We start from the raw sequence: 17,292 nt of genomic DNA, 5'->3' as shown, positions 1-17,292 counted from the left end.
CGGGTCACGCCGGGACGGGCGCGGCCGGCTCGGGCGTGCCCATGTCGAAGGTGCGCCGCACCCGCTCGATGAGGCGGGCCCGGCTGGGGCCGAGGCTGCCGACCGGGATGCCGGTGTCGCGCGCCACCTCGGCGTAGGGGCGGGGTTCCTCGGCGAACAGCTCGGTCATGATCGTGCGGCCCCGGGGCGGCAGGTCCGACACGATGGTCCACAGCCGCGAGACCGTGTCGGCGTCGACGACCTGGTCCTCCACCGGAGGGACCGGGTCGGGCACCGCGTCGAGCTCGTCGGTGACGACCACCCGGTTCTCCCGCAGGATCCGCAGGCACTCCCGCGAGGCCGTGGTGGCCAGCCAACCGCCGAGCCGTTCGGGGTCGCGCACCGCGCCCCGGTGCTCCACCAGGCGCAGCCAGGTGCGCTGCTCGGCGTCCCGCGCGTCCGCGTCCTGCATGCGGTAGGACCGCACGACCGCGCTGACCATCCCCTCGTAGCGCCGCACGATCTCGGTCCAGGCGCGCTCGTCGCCGCGACCCGCCGACCGGAGCAGCTCGCCGTTGCCGGCACCGGTCCGGGTGGGTGCGGTCATCGCAGACTCCTCACGAGGCGGGGCGGGGGGCCGCCCCAGCCTCGTGGGGGCGCGGGTGGGTGTCGTCAGGTCAACGCCCTATATCCGCCCGTGCGGCCCCCCTACATCGCGCCCGCGCGTATCAGCGGGCGGGCGCGCGACCTCTCCTCGTGGCCGGCGACCGCCGGGACGGGCACCAGAGGCTCGGCGAGGAGGAACGGTGATCGAAGCGACGGGCCCGGGGGTGGTCGGCACGGACGCGGACAACGCCCCCCGGCCGCACCCGCGCGCGGACGGCCTGGCCGAGGCCGTGGTGCGGCTGCAGGCCGGCGCGGACGCGCGGGACCGGGGACACGGGGCGGGCCCGGTCGGGCAGCTGCTGACCGCGCTCGCCGGCGCGGGCGACGACGGACCGCCCGATGCCGCCCGCGAGTTCCGCGCCGCGCTGGTCGCCGAGCTGATGCGGCGTTACCTGCGTGCGGTGCGGGGCCACGCGCGTGCCGCCGCGGCAGCGCGGGTGTGGCGGGTCGTGCTCGACCGGTGGGAGGCGGGCGCCGACCCCGCCCGCACGACGCTGGCGGGGGCCCACGCGCTGGTCGGCTACGACCTCCCCCCGGCGGTGGTGAGTGCGTGCACGGTGCTCGGCCGGGTGCCCGGGCGGGTCGAGCGCGCGGTCGTGCGCGACGTCGTCGGCCTGGTCTCGGGCGCTGTCGGGGACGCCGCCGCGGACGCCGACCTGCTCACCCGGGCCGATGCGCGCGATCTCGTCCTGCTGTTCGCGCGGGGCGAGCACTGGCGTCGGGCGGTGCAGCTGTGGGCCGTCCGTGGCAGGCCGTCGGAGGCCGAGAAGGAGCGGGCCGCCCTGGACGCGAGCGCCGCCCCGGTGGCCGAGGTCCTGCTCGGCGGCTAGCCACGTGCCACCGTGATCCATCCCCACCGCACACCACCGTCCCGTGGTCCGCATAGATCAGGAACCCCGTGATCGCCGTGAGCCGTACCCGACGGCGGCGCCGGCCGCTCTGATGTGCGGCTCGGATCGATCACGGACCTGATCGCAGTGAGCCGCACGTGAGGGTGGCGCCGGCCGCTGTGGCGTTCGGCTCGGAGTGACCATGGCCTCGTGATCGCTGTGAGTCGTGCGTGGGGGTGGTGTCGGCCGCTGTGGGGTGCGGCTCGGATCGATCACGGACCTGATCGCAGTGAGCCGCACGTGGGGGTGGCGCCGGCCGCTGTGGCGTTTGGCTCGGAGCGACCATGGCCTCGTGATCGCTGTGAGCCGTGCGCGGGGGTGGTGTCGGCCGCTCTGATGTGCGGCTCGGATCGATCACGGATCTGATCGTTGCGCGCCGCACATGGGGGTGGTGCCGGCCGCTGTGGCGTGCGGCTCGGGCTGATCGCGTCCTGGTGATCGCCGTGAGTCGTACGTGGGGGTGGTGGCGGCGCTGTGGGGTGCGGCTCGGGCTGATCGCGTCCTCGTGATCGTTGCGCCCCACGTCACGCTGACCGCGGCCGCCCTGGCGTGCGGCTCGCACTGATCACCGCGATCAGGTCGTTTGCCGCCGCACAACCACCGTTCCTGCAACCGCCGTGTGTACGGCTCACGGCGTGCGGGGGGACGCCCACGCCGCCCAGAGCGCCGCGTAGCTGCCCCCGGCGGCCACCAGCTGCTCGTGCGGCCCCGACTCGACCACACGTCCCTTGTCCAGCACCACGACCCGGTCGGCGTCCGCGGCCTGCGTGAGCCGGTGGGCGATCACCACGGCGGTGCGGCCGGCGAGGGCGGCCTCGGCGGCGCGCTCCAGGGTGCGCGCGCCGGCGCTGCCGGCCTCCGCGGTGGCCTCGTCGAGCACCGCGACGGCCGGGTCGGCCAGCACCAGCCGGGCGAGCGCGAGCTGCTGGGCGCGGGTGGCGGAGAGCTCGTCGCCGCCGTCCCCGACCACGTCGGACAGCGCCAGCGGTGCCTCGACCGTCCGCAGGGCCGCGGCGAGGTCGGCGTCGGTGGCGTCCGGGCGGGCCAGGCGCAGGTTGTCGGCCACGGTGCCGGCGAACACGTGCACCTCCTGCGTGACGAGCGCGACGTGGCGGCGCAGCGGCGCGATCGCGGCGAGCGGCACGCCGCCGATCTCCACGGTGCCCCCGGTGGGCGTGTGCACCCCGGCGAGTACGGCGCCGAGCGTCGTCTTGCCCGCGCCGCTGGCCCCCACCACGGCGACGCGCTCGCCCGGCGCGATCTCCAGGTCGACGCCGTGCAGCACCTCGGGGCCCGAGTCGTAGGCGTGCCGCACGCCGCGCAGGCGCACCGACGCATCCCGAGGGGTGCGCGGGGCGCGCGGCTGCGGCGGGGCGGGCATGTCGGCCACGCCGACCAGCCGTGCCAGCGCGGCGCCCGCGGACTGCGCCTCGTCGAGCAGGTAGAGCATGATCCCGATCGGGTCGAACAGCCGCAGGAAGTACAGGGCGGCCGCGGTGGCCGCGCCGACCGTCACGGCGTCGGCCCGCACCAGCAGGAAGCCCGTGACGAGGATGGACAGCACGCCGACCAGCTCGGCGCCGTTCATCACGAGGCCGAACCGGGACTCCGCCGTGGAGGCGCGCACCGAGGCCCGCACCGCGGCCGTCGAGTGCCGGTCGATGCGGGCGAGCTGGGCGGCGCGCCTGCGGAAGGCGCGGACGGTGGGAGCCCCGCCGATCCCGGCGAGCAGCGTCTGTGTGCGCGCGCCCTCGGCCACCCGCTCGGCCGCGTAGAGGCGCCCGGACGTCCGCAGGTACCAGCGGCCGATCAGGATCCAGATCGGCAGCGGGGCGAGCCCGGCGAGCGCGAGGCGCCAGTCGAGCAGGGTGAGCCCGACCAGCGTGAGCGCCACGTCGAGCAGCGAGATGACGACGGTGGGCAGCGCGCGCCGGACGCCCTCGGAGATCACCGCGATGTCGCCGCCGACGCGCTGCAGGAGGTCCCCGGAACCGGCGCGCTCGACGTCGGCGAGCGGCACGTCCAGCGCGCGCCGCACCACGTTCTCGCGCAGTTCGGCCAGGACCAGCTCACCGAGGCGGGCCACGAGCACCGAGCCCAGCGCCGCCAGCAGCGCCCGTGCCACGAGCGCGACGAGGATGCCGAGCGCGAGCGCGTCGACGAGCCCCGCGACGCCGCGGGAGATCACGACGTCGACGATCCGGCCGAGCAGCGCGGGCACCACCAGCACCGCCACCGAGGCCGCCACGAGGGTGACGACGGTGCCGGCCAGCAGCGCGCGGTGCGGCCGGACGAGGCCGGCGAGCGCGCCGCGGGTGCGCGCGGGGGTGGCGATCGGGAGCAGGTGCGCCCTCGCGCCGCCGTTGTCCACGCCGTTGCTCGCGCCGCCGTTGCTCGCGCCGCCGTTGTTCACGACAGCACCGCCTGCCGGTAGCGGGGGTCGGACACCAGCTCGGCGTGGGTCCCGCTCGCGACCACGGCGCCCGCGTCCACCAGCAGCACGCGGTCGCAGCGGGCCAGCAGCGCGGGGCTCGACGCCACGAGGACGGTGGTGCGCCCGGCCCGCAGCGTCGCGACGCCCGCGGCGATCCGGTGCTCGGTGGCGGCGTCGACCGCGGTGGTGGGGTCGTGCAGCACGAGCACGGACGGCCGTGCGGCCAGCGCCCGCGCCAGCCCGACCCGCTGGCGCTGCCCGCCCGACAGGGTGCGGCCCCGCTCGGCCACCTCGCTGTCGAGGCCGTGCGGGAGCGTCTCGACGACCTCGTCGGCGGCCGCGGCGGCGAGCGCGGCGCGATCGCGGCCGGTGTTGTCGGCGACCGTGCCCTCGAACAGCGTGGCCTCGTGCCGGGCCACCAGCACCGCGCGGCGGGCGTGGTCGAGGGTGACCTCGCGCAGGTCGGCGCCGTCGAGCACGACCTCGGCGTCGGTGTCGCGGGCCAGCGCGTCGAGCAGCGCCGCGGCGTCGGTGGCCCGCAGCGTGACGATCCCGACGTGCTCGCCTGCCGCCACCTCCACGGCGAGGCCGCCGGGCACGCGCACGCGCAGCGCCCCGGCCGGCTGCTCCGGCAGCGCACCGGCGCCCTCGCGGACCGCGGGCGGCGCGTCCAGCAGCGTGGCCACCCGGCGCGCCGACCCCCGGGCGCCGGCGAGCAGCGGGCCGAGCTCGGTGAGCCGTTCGAGCGGCCCGATGAGGAACTGGGCGAGCCCGACGCCTGCCACCAGCTCGCCGATGCTGATGGCGCCTTCGAGCGCGAGCCGGCCGCCGACCCAGGCGACCACCACGAGGAAGAGCCCGGTGATCACGTTGGTGGCACCCAGGTAGCCGCCCTCCAGGCGAGCGGCGTGCAGGCGGGCCGCCAGCGCCGCGCGGCTGGCCCGCCGGTAGGTCTGCGCCGCCGCCCGCTCCGCCCCGATGCCCTTGACGACGCGCAGCCCGCTGACCACGTCGGTGGCGACGCCGGTGGCCGTGGCGAGCGCGCCCTGCTCGGCCTCGGCCCGCCCCACCAGCGGGCGGGCCAGCAGCCGCGAGGAGACCAGCACCAGCGGCACACCGCCGAGCACGACGAGACCGAGCACCACCGACGAGCCGAGCAGCACGACGGCGCCGCCCGCGAGCGCGGCGAGGGCTCCCGCCCCGGCCCAGATCACCTGGCACACGAGCGCGGCCCGGTCGGCGTCGGCGCCCGCGGTGCTCACGAGCTCGCCGGAGCGCCCGGGCGCACCGCCCGCCGGGTGCAGCACGCGGGCGGCGACGTCCATGCGGATGCGGTGGGCGGCCAGCAGCTCCACGCGCCGGGCCAGCCAGTAGCCGCCCAGCGCGCTGGTGGCCAGCACCACGAACACCCCGAGCACGACGGCGAGCCAGCGCAGCAGCGCGACGGGGTCACCGGTGGCCACCGCGACGTCGATCACCCAGCCGACGGTGACGGGCACCGCGGCCTCGGCCAGCTGGTGCACCGCCACCAGCAGCGACGCGACGGCGAGGTCACGGGGCCGGGCGCCCGCGCCCCGGCGCAGCACGCCGCCCGCGGTGATCGTCGTGCGTGACATCCGAGTCCCCCCTGACCGCTGTCCGCGGGAGACGGTAACCGGCGCCGCCGACAGCGGGTGGGGTCATTGCGAGAATCACCGGCGTGGACGCCCCCGCCCCCGGCCTCGTCGTGGTCGACAAGCCCGCCGGTCTCACCTCGCACGACGTCGTCGCGCGGCTGCGCCGGATCCTGCGCACGCGCAAGGTCGGCCACGCCGGCACGCTCGACCCGATGGCCACGGGTGTGCTCGTGTGCGGCGTCGACCGCGGCACGAAGCTGCTCGGGCACCTCGCGCTGGACACGAAGGCCTACACGGCCACGATCCGCCTCGGCGCCGCCACCAGCACCGACGACGCCGAGGGCGAGGTGCTGGCCACCGCCGACGCGAGCGGGGTGGACGACGCCGCGATCGCGACCGGCATCGCGGCCCTGACGGGGTCGATCGAACAGGTTCCGAGCACGGTGAGCGCCATCAAGGTCGACGGGAAGCGCGCCTACGCGCTGGCCAGGGCGGGGGAGGAGGTCGTGCTCGCCGCGCGCCCCGTCACCGTCTCGGAGTTCACGCTGCTGCAGCGCCGCGGCACGGACCTCGACGTGACGGTGACCTGCTCCTCGGGCACCTACGTGCGCGCGCTCGCCCGCGACCTGGGCGCGGCGCTGGGCGTCGGCGGGCACCTCACCGCGCTGCGCCGCACCCGGGTCGGCCCGTTCACCCTGGAGCGCGCCCGCACCCTCGAGGAGCTGGAGGCCGATCCCCGCGCGGTCGTGCCGCTCGACGACGCGGTCGCACTGGCCTTCCCCCGCCGCGACCTCGACGCGGCGCTCGCGGCCGACATCTCCCACGGCCGCCCGCTGCCGGCCACCGGCGCAGGCGGCACGTACGGCGTCTTCGCCCCCGACGGTCGCGCCCTCGCACTGGTGGCCGACCGCGACGACCGGGCCCGCCCCCTGGTGGTCCTGGCCCCCGCGGCCACCTGACGCTCGGCCTACGCGGGGCTCCTGATGCTCTCGATGATCCTCGCGAAGCCCTCCTTGCCGTGCCCGGCGTCGATCTGGCGCCGGATCAGGTTCTGGACCATGCCGATCACCTCGGTGCTGATGCCCTGGTCGGCGCTGGCGGTCACCATGTCGGTGAGGTCGGAGAACTCCAGGCTCTGTTGACCGTCCACCGAGTAGTCCCCGCCGTCGATGACCGTGGCGAAACCCTCGAACCCGCCGGTCATCGCGCTCAACCAGGGTACGGCCGCCGCAGCGAACTCCCTGGCCGGAACCCCGGCCGCCCCGACCATCGCCGCGCCGTGCACGAACCCGGCGAACATGACGTACATGCCGGCGAGCAGAGCGAGGTCGTACAAGGAGGCCATACCGGCGTCCTCGCCGTAGTACCTGCTCTCCCCCCACAGGTCGAGCAGCGGCTTGTTCTGCTCGAACGCCGCCGCGGACCCGCTGTAGAGGATCGAGGAGCCGGGCTGCCCGATCATGGCCGGCACGGCCATGATCCCGCCGTCCAGGTAGTCGATCCCGGCGGCGGCGGCCCAGGCGGCGAGCTCGCGGGACTTTGCCGGTGACGTCGTCGTCACGTTGATCACGGTGCGGCCTGCGAGATCGCCGAAGACCGGGTCGAGCACCTCGTGCACCGACGCGTGGTCGAAGAGGCAGACGATCACACCCGGCTCGCCCGCACCGCGTCGGCCACCGTCGCTGCCTCCACGGCCCCCTGCGCCACCAGCTCGGCCGCCTTCCCGGCCGAGCGGTTCCACACCGTGGTGTGGGCGAACCCGGTTCGCCAGCACCATCCCCGGGTCTCGCACACCGATCGCCGCGCTCGCACACCGACTGCAGTCGGTGTGCGAGCGCTGGAGTCGGTGTGCCAGGCGGTGGGCGCACCGCCCGCGGTGGCGTCATCGGCGTTCCGTAGGCTCGCGACCGTGCAGCGCTGGCGTGGGCTGGAGGCGGTTCCCACCGGTTGGGGCCGCAGCGTCGTCACCGTCGGTGTGTTCGACGGCGTGCACCTCGGGCACCAACAGCTGATCGGCCGCGCGGTGCAGCGGGGGCGGGCGCGCGGACTCCCGACGGTGCTCGTGACGTTCGACCCGCACCCGGCCGAGGTCGTGCGCCCCGGCAGCCACCCGGCGCGGCTGACCACCCTGCCGCGCCGCGCGGACCTGGTCTCCGGGCTCGGCGTCGACGCCTTCCTCGTGCTCCCCTTCACCCCGGAGCTCGCCCGCACGGCGCCCGCCGAGTTCGCGCACGAGGTGCTGGTGGAGCGGCTGCACGCCGCCGACGTCGTGGTCGGGCGCAACTTCACCTTCGGGCACAAGGCGGCCGGGGACGTCGCGCTGCTCACCGAGCTGGGGCAGCGCTTCGGGTTCGGCGTCGAGGGCCTGGAGCTGATCACCGACGACGGGATCACGTTCTCCTCCACCTACATCCGCGCCTGCATCGACGCCGGCGACATGGCCGCCGCGGCGGCGGCGCTGGGCCGGCCGCACCGCGTCGAGGGCGTGGTGGTGCACGGCGACCGCCGGGGTCGCGACCTGGGGTTCCCGACCGCCAACCTGGCGACCGGCCCCTACTCCGCGCTGCCCGCCGACGGCGTCTACGCCGGGCGGTTCGTGCTCGGGGAGCGCAGCCTGCCGGCCGCGATCTCCGTGGGCACCAACCCGACGTTCTCCGGCAAGGAGCGCACGGTCGAGGCGTACGTGCTCGACGTCGACGAGGACTTCTACGGCTTCGAGGTCGCCCTCGACATCGAGCACCGGCTGCGCGGCCAGGAGCGGTTCGCCGACGTCGACGCGCTCGTCGCGCAGATGCACCGCGACGTCGCCCGCACCCGCGAGCTGCTCGCTCCCTGACCGGAGCGCTGACCCAGGGGCTCCGAAACGGGATTCGCATGACGGGCGGCACTTTCGTCGGCCAGGTACCGACGAGAGTGCCGTTCGTCCGGTGGGGGCCCGACGAACTTCCGCCGGGAGGCACTTGTTTCCCCGTTCGCCCACGGAGAGGGCCGCCTGCTTGCGAGCATCCTCCTCATGGCGGACGCGGACGGCGAGGCGACGAGTGCCTGGCTGATCGAGAACCGGGAGCGGCAGCGCGAGCTGTACGGCGCTCCGCTGGGCGACCGGGTCCGCCGCCTCACCGGGGCGCTGGGCATCTCGCAGGCGCGCCTGGCCCGCACGCTGGGGATCAGCCCGGCGATGCTCAGCCAGCTCGTGAGCGCGCGCCGGGTGAAGATCGGCGATCCCGCGGTGCTGGCGCGGATGCTGATGCTCGACCACCGCTGCCACGGCCTGCCGCGCACCCCCGACCCGCGGGCGGTCGAGACGCTGCTCGGGGAGATCTCCCGGGCCCGCTGGCAGTGGAACGGCCCGCGCACGGCGGCGCGGCGGGCCCGTCGCGCCGCGGCGGACGGCACGGCGGCCGCGGCGCTGCGCGGGGTCACCGACCCGGCCCGGCTCGCGGCCGCCGCGGCCGCGCTCGGACCCTCGTTCCCGGAGCTGGCCGAGGTCCTGCGCCAGGCGGCCAGCCGGCCGGGTGCGTGAGCCCCGAGCACGCCGGAGCGCGGCGGAGGCGAATCAACGCTGCACATCGTGGCTGGTAACGTGGTGTACCGGGTCCGGCTGCAGTCCGTGGCGGCCGTGACCGTCTTCCGCCCCCGTCGCGGGGAGCGGGCTTCACGGCACAGCAGATGGAAAGAGGAGCACGTGGCACTCGACGCCGCAACCAAGAAGAGCGTCCTGGACGAGTACGGGGTCCACGAGGGCGACACCGGTTCGCCCGAGGCGCAGGTGGCGCTGCTGACCAAGCGCATCACCGGTCTCACCGAGCACCTCAAGATGCACAAGCACGACCATCACTCCCGTCGCGGGCTGCTGCTGCTGGTCGGCCGCCGCCGCAGGCTGCTGAAGTACCTCGCGTCGGTCGACGTCGCGCGCTACCGGTCCCTGATCGAGCGCCTCGGCCTCCGCCGCTGACACACGCCGGCCCGGATCCTCGACGGATCCGGGCCGGTGCCACAACTGGAACGACACCACGCCTCGCCGGTAGACGATCCGCCGGTCCTCGGTAGTGGCTCCCGGGTGGGAACCCGAGGGCTTCGATCGAAGACCGGCTCGGCCGAGGATCCGCCGCTGCGGCGTGGAGTCACACACGCACAGAGAAGGACCACATGACCGACCCGATGGACGACGTGCACGAGACCAGTGCCGTCATCGACAACGGGAGCTTCGGCACCCGCACGATCCGGTTCGAGACCGGGCGCCTCGCGCGCCAGGCCGCCGGCTCCGTCGTCGCCTACCTCGACGACGAGACCATGCTGCTGTCCGCCACCACGGCATCCAAGCAGCCCAAGGAGCACTTCGACTTCTTCCCGCTCACGGTGGACGTCGAGGAGCGGATGTACGCGATCGGCAAGATCCCCGGCTCGTTCTTCCGCCGGGAGGGCCGCCCGGGCACCGACGCGGTCCTCACCTGCCGCCTGATCGACCGGCCGCTGCGCCCGTCGTTCGTCGACGGCCTCCGCAACGAGATCCAGATCGTCGTCACCGTGATGAGCCTGGACCCGCAGGACCCCTACGACGCGCTGGCCATCAACGCCGCGTCGATGTCCACCCAGCTGTCGGGTCTGCCGTTCTCCGGCCCGATCGGCGGCGTCCGCGTCGCGCTGATCGACGGCCAGTGGATCGCGTTCCCGCAGCACGAGGACCTGCAGCGCGCCGTGTTCGACATGGTCGTCGCGGGCCGGGTCGTCGGTGACGACGTCGCGATCATGATGGTGGAGGCCGAGGCCACCACCGAGACCGTCGAGCTCGTCGCCGGTGGCGCGCAGGCGCCCACCGAGCAGGTCGTGGCGGCCGGGCTGGAGGCGGCGAAGCCGTTCATCCGCAGCCTGTGCGTGGCGCAGCAGCAGCTGGCCGACGTCGCCGCCAAGCCGACGCGGGAGTACCCGACGTTCCCGGCCTACCAGCCCGACGTCTTCGAGGCCGTGGAGGCGGAGGGCAGCAAGGACCTCGCCGCCGCACTGACCATCGGCCCGAAGCAGGAGCGCGAGGCGAAGCTCGACGAGGTCAAGCTCGCCGTGCTCACCGCGCTCGGCGAGAAGTTCGAGGGCCGCGAGAAGGAGCTCGGCGCCGCGTTCCGGGCGCTGAACAAGAAGCTCGTGCGCCAGCGCATCCTGCGCGACCAGGTCCGCATCGACGGCCGCGGCATCACCGACATCCGGCCGCTGTCGGCCGAGGTCGAGGTCGTCCCGCGGGCGCACGGCTCGGCGCTGTTCGAGCGCGGCGAGACCCAGATCATGGGCGTCACCACGCTGAACATGCTGCGCATGGAGCAGCAGATCGACTCGCTCGGCCCGGAGACGCACAAGCGCTACCTGCACCACTACAACTTCCCGCCGTACTCGACCGGTGAGACCGGCCGGGTGGGCTCGCCGAAGCGCCGCGAGATCGGCCACGGCGCGCTGGCCGAGCGGGCCCTGCTGCCCGTGCTGCCCACGCGCGAGGAGTTCCCCTACGCCATCCGGCAGGTGTCGGAGGCCCTGGGTTCCAACGGCTCCACGTCGATGGGCTCGGTCTGCGCGTCCACGATGTCGCTGTTCAACGCCGGTGTGCCGCTGAAGGCGCCGGTCGCGGGCATCGCGATGGGCCTGGTGTCCGACGAGGTGGAGGGCCAGACCCGCTACGTCGCGCTCACCGACATCCTCGGTGCCGAGGACGCCTTCGGCGACATGGACTTCAAGGTCGCCGGCACGTCCGAGTTCGTCACGGCGCTGCAGCTGGACACCAAGCTCGACGGCATCCCGTCCGAGGTGCTGGCCGCGGCCCTGTCGCAGGCCAAGGACGCCCGGCTGACGATCCTCGAGGTCATCGGCGAGGCGATCGACCGGCCCGACGAGATGAGCCAGTTCGCGCCGCGCGTCACGGCGATCAAGGTGCCGGTCGACAAGATCGGCGAGGTCATCGGCCCGAAGGGCAAGATGATCAACTCGATCACCGAGCAGACCGGTGCCGACATCTCCATCGAGGACGACGGCACGATCTACGTCGGTGCGGCCGACGGCCCCTCGGCCGAGCAGGCCATCGGGATGATCAACGCGATCGCCAACCCGCAGCTGCCGAAGATCGGGGAGCGGTTCCTGGGCACGGTCGTCAAGACCGCGGCCTTCGGCGCGTTCGTCTCGCTGGTCCCGGGCAAGGACGGCCTCGTCCACATCTCGAAGCTCGGGCAGGGCAAGCGCATCGCCAAGGTGGAGGACGTCGTCAAGGTCGGCGACAAGATCCGCGTCGAGGTCACCGACATCGACAACCGCGGCAAGATCAGCCTGGTTCCGGTGGGCGAGGACTCGGAGAACGGTGCCGCTCCGGCCGCCGTCGACACCGAGGCCGACACCGAGGCCGACGCCGACGCCGAGGCGGTCTCGCCCTCTTGACAGGTGTTCTGACGCCGGGGGCGGGGGCTTCGGCCTCCGCCCCCGGCGGCGTCTCACGCACCGAGCTGCCCGGTGGGCTCCGGGTCGTCACCGAGACGGTGCCGGGCGTGCGCTCGGTGTCGCTGGGGATCTGGATCGGCATCGGCTCGCGGGACGAGTCGCCGACCCAGGCCGGCGCCGCCCACTACCTCGAGCACCTGCTGTTCAAGGGCACGCAGCGGCGCACGGCCGTGGCGATCGCCGAGGAGTTCGACGCCGTGGGCGGCGATCTCAACGCGTTCACCGCGAAGGAGCACACCTGCTACTACGCGCAGGTGCTCGACACCGACCTGCCGCTCGCGGTGGACGTGCTCGCCGACGTCGTCACCGACGCCACCCTGGCGCCGCCGGACGTCGAGGTGGAGCGCGGGGTGGTGCTCGAGGAGATCGCGATGCGCGACGACGACCCCGAGGACCTGCTCGGCGAGCTGTTCGACGAGGCCCTGTTCGCGGGCCACCCGCTGGGCCTGCCCGTGATCGGCTCCGAGGAGTCGATCCGGTCGATGACCCGCCACACGCTGCACGAGTTCTGGCGCGGGCGGTACACCACCCCGCGGATGGTCGTCGCGGCCGCGGGCAACCTGGTGCACCACGAGGTCGTCGAGCTGGTGGGCGCCGCGTTGAGCGGGGCGGCCGCCCGCGCGGGCGACGTCGGTCCGGTCCCGCCGCGCCGGCCGGCCCCGGCGGCGCTCGCGTCCGGGCCGCGCCTGGTGCTGCGACCCGACGACACCGAGCAGGCGCACCTGCTGCTCGGCGTGCCCGGCCTGTCCCGGCACGACCCGCGCCGCAGCGTGCTCACCGTGCTCAACACGGCGCTGGGCGGCGGGCCGAGCTCCCGGCTGTTCCAGCAGGTCCGTGAGCAGCGCGGGCTGGCGTACTCGGTGTACTCGGCCCTGTCCACCTACGCCGACGCGGGCAGCTTCTCGGTGTACGCGGGCTGCGCGCCCGAGCGGCTCGACGAGGTCGTCACCGTCGTGCGGGCCGTGCTCGCGGAGGTCGCGGTCGACGGGCTCACCCCCGCCGAGGTCACCCGGGCCCAGGGCAACCTGCGCGGTGGGCTGGTCCTCGGGCTGGAGGACACGCCGTCGCGGATGAACCGCATCGGGCGCTCGGAGCTGGACCACGGCCGCCAGCGCACGATCACCGAGAGCCTGGACCGGATCGCCGCGGTCACCCCCGAGCAGGTGGCGGAGCTCGCCCACGAGCTGCTGGCCGCGCCGCTCACGGCTGCGGTGGTGGGTCCGTACGACGACGAGGCCGACCTGCCGGGCTCGCTGCGCTCGCTGGCCTGACCTCGTCGGCAGGGCGAAGCGCGGGCGTCGTCGTACTCACCGGCGGTCGGTGACGAGGACCGGCCGCTCGACCGGTCGAAGGGTGCGGCGCATCACCGGCCGATCGGACTTGCGGCGGGCGACCTCGCGGAATCCCGCCGCGAGGTAGGCGGATGCCATCCCGGTCATGGCCGTGTCGGCTCCGGCGCGCTTGCCCCCGGCCGGTTCCACGGGGACGGCTTCGACGATCTCCTGGCCCTGGTCGGCGGCGAAGCGGCAGGCCGCATCGATGAGCGGCGCGTGCAGCCCGGCGCCGCGGTGGTCACGACGCACGTACACGCAGCTGATCACCCAGACGGGTGCATGGTCGATCGCCTTGGTCACCGGTGAGCGCTGCATCCGCGGATACTCGGAGCGCTCGCCGATCGCGACCCACCCCACCGGCTCGCTGTCGAGGTAGCAGACCACTCCCGGTGGTGGGTCCGACTCGGCGCGCTCACGCATCGTCGCTCGGTTGCCCGCGCCACGTCCGCGTTCCCACTGCTGGTAGGTCATGCGCCAGTGCATGCACCAGCAGCCGCGAGCGCCGCCGTCGGGCCCCATGACCTGCTCGAAGTCGGCCCACGTGTGTTCGGTGAGCGGCGCGCCGACGATCTCGCTGCTGTTCGCCATGGCAGCTCACGTTACCATCTAATGGCTTATGATGGTGACGGTCGATCCACTACCGACGAGGCCGCAGGGGGCGACGATGACGATCGATCCAGCGCACCCCGCGCCCGGTCGGCTGGCGCTGGTCCAGCGTTTCGCCAACACCGACGACCGCTACAACGGCCACGACGAGCTCGCCGATCCCGGTCAGGCGGCGGGCTGGCTGGTCGCGCATGGCCTGCTCGCGCCCTACCGGCGCATCACCGCCGCCGAGCTCGCCGCCCTGCACGAGCTCCGGGACGCGGTCCGGGAGCTGGCCGCGAGCAACGGGGCCGGGGGCGGCCCGCCTGCGCCGAACGTCCTCGCCGCGTTCAACCGGGTCAGTGCCGCGGGTCCCCAGGTCGTCGAGATCGGTACCGACGACCACGGCCGGCCGGCAGCGGTGTCGACCCCGCACGACTCCGGGTTCGCCGCGGTCGTCGCTCGGCTCACCGGCGCCGTGCACGAGGCCGTGCTCACCGGCGCCTGGCCCCGCCTCAAGGCCTGCGCCGACCCGAGCTGCGCCTGGTTGTTCTACGACACCTCTCGCAGCCGCACCGGCCGCTGGTGCTCGATGGGGGCCTGCGGGTCCATCAACAAGGCACGGAACTACCGCCGCAGGAGCCGGGATCGCGCCGCGATCGACGGCCCCCTCTCCTGAGTCGAACCCCGCCGGATCTACCAGCCGGTAGGAGTGAAGGTGAGGCTATCCTCAGCCGGTGCGTCGATCCCACATCGTTCTCGCCGTGCTGCTCAGCGCGGCCACCCTGATGGGCGCCTGTGCCGCGCCCTCCGCTCCGGCCGATCCGCCGCCACCCGGGCCGGCGCCCGCGGCGGCTGCGTTCCCCGTGACCGTCGACCACGCGTTCGGCAGCACCACGGTGCCGGCGCCGCCGCAGCGCATCGTCACGGCCGGCTACACCGAGCAGGACATCGTGCTCGCTCTCGGCGCGACGCCCGTGGGCGTCACCGAGTGGTACGGCGACCAGCCGCACGCCACGTGGCCGTGGGCGCAGGACGAGCTCGGCGGGGCCACGCCCGAGGTGCTCGAGAACATCGACGGCCCGCAGTTCGAGCGCATCGCCGCCCTGGAGCCGGACCTGATCGTCGCCGTCAACGCCGGTCTCGACCAGGCCGACTACGAGACGCTCTCCGCGATCGCGCCGACGGTGGCGCAGCCGGCCGGGGAGCTCGCCGTGTTCGCCCCGTGGGACGAGCTGACGCTGCAGGTCGGGCGGGCGATGGGCCGCGAGCAGCAGGCGCGCGAGCTCGTGGACGGGATCAAGGCGGACTTCGACGCGGCCGCGGCCGCGCACCCCGAGTTCGCCGGGGTCCCGGCGATCTTCCTGCAGGCCCCGTTCTACGAGGGGCGGGCGATCGCCTACCAGGACGGGCTGAGCACGGCGTTCCTCACCGACCTCGGCTTCGTCGTGCCCGCGGAACTGGCCGCGTTCGCTCCCGAGGACGGGAGCGCGCAGGCCTACATCCCGATGGAGCAACTCGGTGTGCTGAACGCGGGCGAGGTGCTGGTCTGGGCCACGGAAGACGACCAGGCCCGTGCGCAGATGGAGGCGGAGCCGATCTACCGGGGGCTGACGCCGGTGCGGGAGGGCAACCTCGTGTTCACCGACGGCGTGCTCGCGGGCGCGATCTACTTCGCCACGCCGCTCAGCCTGCCGTACGTGCTGGAACACCTGGTGCCGCTGCTGGAGAACGCCGTGGCGGGCGACCCGTCCACGGTCCCGGCGCAGCCCTAGACCCACGTCGCCTCGGCGGTGGCGCGAGCGGGTCCACCGGCTGGTGACATCATCGCGGCGTGGAGTTCGCTGTGGTGCTGGCCGCGGTGCTCGTCGCCGTCGGGATCGTGGGGATCGTGGTGCCGGTGCTGCCGGGGCTGGTCCTCGTGGTGGCGGGGGTCGCGGTCTGGGCCGTCCCGCGGGGCGACGTCGTGGCGTGGACGGTGCTCGGGATCGTCGTCGCGATCGTGGTGCTCGGATCGGTGGCGAAGTACCTCCTGCCCGGCCGGCGGCTGCGCGACTCCGGGGTGCCGGGCCGGACGCTCGCGCTGGGCGCCGTGCTGGGCGTCGTCGGCTTCTTCGTGATCCCGGTGGTCGGGCTGTTCCTCGGGTTCGTGCTCGGGGTGTACCTCGGGGAGCTGGCCCGGCTCGGCCGGCGGGAGAGCGCGTGGCCGTCCACGAAGCAGGCGCTCGCGGCCGTGGGCTGGAGCCTCGTCATCGAGATGGCCACCGGCCTGATCGCGGCGGCGGTCTGGGTCGGAGCGCTCGTCTTCGCGTGACTACGCTGCCCGCCGTGAGCGAGATCAGGGTGGGCGTGCTGGGCGCGCGCGGGAGGATGGGCACGCAGGTCTGCGCGGCCGTCGAGGAGGCCGACGGGCTGGCGCTCGTCGCGCGCGTCGACGACGGCGACCCCTTGACGGCGCTGACCGACGCAGGCGCCCAGGTGGCCGTCGACTTCACCCATCCCGGCGCCGTGCTCGACAACCTGCAGTTCTGCCTGGACCACGATATCGCCGTGGTCGTCGGCACGAGCGGTTTCGACGAGGCCCGGCTCGACGACGTGCGCGCGCGGCTCGAGGCGCGGCCGGGCAACGTGCTCGTCGCGCCCAACTTCGGGGTCGGCGCCGTGCTCATGATGCAGTTCGCCCGCACCGCCGCCCGGTTCTTCGAGTCCGTCGAGGTGATCGAGCTGCACCACGCCGGCAAGGCGGACGCGCCCTCGGGCACGGCCGTGCACACCGCGGGGCTCATCGCCGCCGCCCGGGCCGAGGCCGGTGCCGGCCCGCTGCCCGACGCCACCACCGCGGAGCTCCCGGGCGCCCGCGGCGCGCAGGTCGAGGGCGTGCGGGTGCACTCGGTGCGGCTGCCCGGACTGGTGGCGCACCAGGAGGTCGTCCTCGGGACCACGGGGGAGACGCTGACGATCCGGCACGACTCGTTCGACCGGGCGTCCTTCATGCCCGGCGTGATCATGGCGGTACGGGCGGTGGGCGAGCGCCCCGGCCTCACCGTCGGCCTGGAACCCCTGCTGGGCCTGTAGCGGGCCGCTCGTAGGCAAGGGCTGGTGATCGTTCCGAGTCGTACGCAGCGGTCGCGTCGGGGTTGCTGGCGCGCGGCTCGGAATGATCAGAGGCTGATGATCGCCACGAGCCGTACGTCAGGGTTCCGGCTGCAGCGCTGGTGTGCGAATCGCAACGATCACGGGCAGGATCGTTGCGGGTCGTACCTGAGGGTGCTGTCGGGCTTGCTGGTGCGCGGCTCGGAATGATCTCCGGCGGGTGA

17 protein-coding genes are annotated in these 17,292 nt (G+C 74.3%); 11 read left to right on the top strand and 6 right to left on the bottom strand.

Annotated features, from left to right (window positions below; genetic code table 11):
- Nucleotides 1-4: 4 nt before the first annotated feature.
- Nucleotides 5-586 (bottom strand): sigma-70 family RNA polymerase sigma factor, encoded by a 582-nt coding sequence (locus tag FB558_RS05740; RefSeq protein ID WP_142048801.1) that lies wholly within the window; start codon nt 584-586, stop codon nt 5-7.
- A gap of 199 nt (nt 587-785) precedes the next feature.
- Between FB558_RS05740 and FB558_RS05735 the strand changes: the two genes are divergently transcribed.
- Complete coding sequence (locus FB558_RS05735) at nt 786-1,475, top strand: DUF5995 family protein (protein ID WP_142048798.1); 690 nt, start codon at nt 786-788, stop codon at nt 1,473-1,475.
- Nucleotides 1,476-2,163: 688 nt separating this feature from the next.
- Here FB558_RS05735 and FB558_RS05730 read toward each other — a convergent pair.
- Together FB558_RS05730 and FB558_RS05725 are read right to left on the bottom strand one after the other, a co-directional pair.
- Entirely contained in the window at nt 2,164-3,948 is a 1,785-nt protein-coding gene (locus FB558_RS05730) for an ABC transporter ATP-binding protein (RefSeq protein WP_142048796.1), read from the bottom strand.
- Nucleotides 3,945-5,585, bottom strand: coding sequence for an ABC transporter ATP-binding protein (locus FB558_RS05725; protein WP_142048794.1), 1,641 nt, complete (start codon nt 5,583-5,585; stop codon nt 3,945-3,947). Before FB558_RS05725 ends, FB558_RS05730 begins: the two co-directional genes overlap by 4 nt.
- Before the next feature lie 83 nt (nt 5,586-5,668).
- Between FB558_RS05725 and truB the strand changes: the two genes are divergently transcribed.
- A complete protein-coding gene (gene truB / locus FB558_RS05720) occupies nt 5,669-6,544 on the top strand; it encodes a tRNA pseudouridine(55) synthase TruB (protein WP_211366118.1) in 876 nt (291 codons plus the stop codon).
- 8 nt (nt 6,545-6,552) lie between these two features.
- On the opposite strand, the gene FB558_RS05715 is transcribed toward truB, so the two are convergent.
- Both FB558_RS05715 and FB558_RS44325 read right to left on the bottom strand, forming a co-directional pair.
- A complete protein-coding gene (locus FB558_RS05715) occupies nt 6,553-7,233 on the bottom strand; it encodes an NAD(P)-dependent oxidoreductase (protein WP_246106265.1) in 681 nt (226 codons plus the stop codon).
- Nucleotides 7,230-7,379, bottom strand: coding sequence for an NAD(P)-binding domain-containing protein (locus tag FB558_RS44325; protein WP_246106264.1), 150 nt, complete (start codon nt 7,377-7,379; stop codon nt 7,230-7,232). Before FB558_RS44325 ends, FB558_RS05715 begins: the two co-directional genes overlap by 4 nt.
- A 115-nt stretch (nt 7,380-7,494) precedes the next feature.
- On the opposite strand from FB558_RS44325, the gene FB558_RS05710 reads away from it, so the two are divergent.
- The 5 genes from FB558_RS05710 to FB558_RS05690 all read left to right on the top strand — a co-directional run bounded on the left by FB558_RS05710 (nt 7,495) and on the right by FB558_RS05690 (nt 13,327).
- Nucleotides 7,495-8,421 carry a bifunctional riboflavin kinase/FAD synthetase gene (locus FB558_RS05710; protein WP_142048790.1) on the top strand — a complete coding sequence of 309 codons (927 nt, stop codon included), beginning with the start codon at nt 7,495-7,497 and terminating at the stop codon, nt 8,419-8,421.
- 177 nt (nt 8,422-8,598) lie between these two features.
- Nucleotides 8,599-9,108 (top strand): helix-turn-helix domain-containing protein, encoded by a 510-nt coding sequence (locus FB558_RS05705; RefSeq protein WP_142048788.1) that lies wholly within the window; start codon nt 8,599-8,601, stop codon nt 9,106-9,108.
- A gap of 162 nt (nt 9,109-9,270) precedes the next feature.
- Nucleotides 9,271-9,540 (top strand): 30S ribosomal protein S15, encoded by a 270-nt coding sequence (rpsO, locus tag FB558_RS05700; RefSeq protein ID WP_142048786.1) that lies wholly within the window; start codon nt 9,271-9,273, stop codon nt 9,538-9,540.
- Nucleotides 9,541-9,734: 194 nt separating this feature from the next.
- Nucleotides 9,735-11,996 (top strand): polyribonucleotide nucleotidyltransferase, encoded by a 2,262-nt coding sequence (locus FB558_RS05695; RefSeq protein WP_142048784.1) that lies wholly within the window; start codon nt 9,735-9,737, stop codon nt 11,994-11,996.
- Nucleotides 11,993-13,327, top strand: coding sequence for a M16 family metallopeptidase (locus FB558_RS05690; protein ID WP_142048782.1), 1,335 nt, complete (start codon nt 11,993-11,995; stop codon nt 13,325-13,327). Before FB558_RS05695 ends, FB558_RS05690 begins: the two co-directional genes overlap by 4 nt.
- Before the next feature lie 36 nt (nt 13,328-13,363).
- Here the strand turns inward: FB558_RS05690 and FB558_RS05685 are convergent, their stop codons facing one another.
- The gene (locus tag FB558_RS05685) at nt 13,364-13,978 is read right to left on the bottom strand and encodes a GNAT family N-acetyltransferase (protein ID WP_142048781.1); all 615 of its coding nucleotides are present in this window, start codon (nt 13,976-13,978) and stop codon (nt 13,364-13,366) included.
- Nucleotides 13,979-14,054: 76 nt separating this feature from the next.
- Here FB558_RS05685 and FB558_RS05680 point away from each other — a divergent pair, with 76 nt between their 5' ends.
- From FB558_RS05680 to dapB, 4 genes are read left to right on the top strand one after another with little or no spacing between them, the layout of a single operon-like run.
- Nucleotides 14,055-14,654 carry a CGNR zinc finger domain-containing protein gene (locus FB558_RS05680; protein WP_170231196.1) on the top strand — a complete coding sequence of 200 codons (600 nt, stop codon included), beginning with the start codon at nt 14,055-14,057 and terminating at the stop codon, nt 14,652-14,654.
- Nucleotides 14,655-14,712: 58 nt separating this feature from the next.
- Nucleotides 14,713-15,750 (top strand): ABC transporter substrate-binding protein, encoded by a 1,038-nt coding sequence (locus FB558_RS05675; protein WP_211366115.1) that lies wholly within the window; start codon nt 14,713-14,715, stop codon nt 15,748-15,750.
- A 59-nt stretch (nt 15,751-15,809) separates the two neighbouring features.
- A complete protein-coding gene (locus FB558_RS05670; RefSeq protein WP_211366112.1) occupies nt 15,810-16,289 on the top strand; it encodes a DUF456 domain-containing protein in 480 nt (159 codons plus the stop codon).
- 5 nt (nt 16,290-16,294) lie between these two features.
- Nucleotides 16,295-17,050 (top strand): 4-hydroxy-tetrahydrodipicolinate reductase, encoded by a 756-nt coding sequence (gene dapB / locus FB558_RS05665; RefSeq protein ID WP_142053737.1) that lies wholly within the window; start codon nt 16,295-16,297, stop codon nt 17,048-17,050.
- The last annotated feature ends 242 nt before the right edge of the window (nt 17,051-17,292 follow it).

The organism is Pseudonocardia kunmingensis (assembly GCF_006716445.1).
GTDB classification, from domain to species: domain Bacteria; phylum Actinomycetota; class Actinomycetes; order Mycobacteriales; family Pseudonocardiaceae; genus Pseudonocardia; species Pseudonocardia kunmingensis.
The sequence above is the reverse complement of the archived record's forward strand: the minus strand, read 5'-3'. Positions and strand labels throughout refer to the sequence as shown.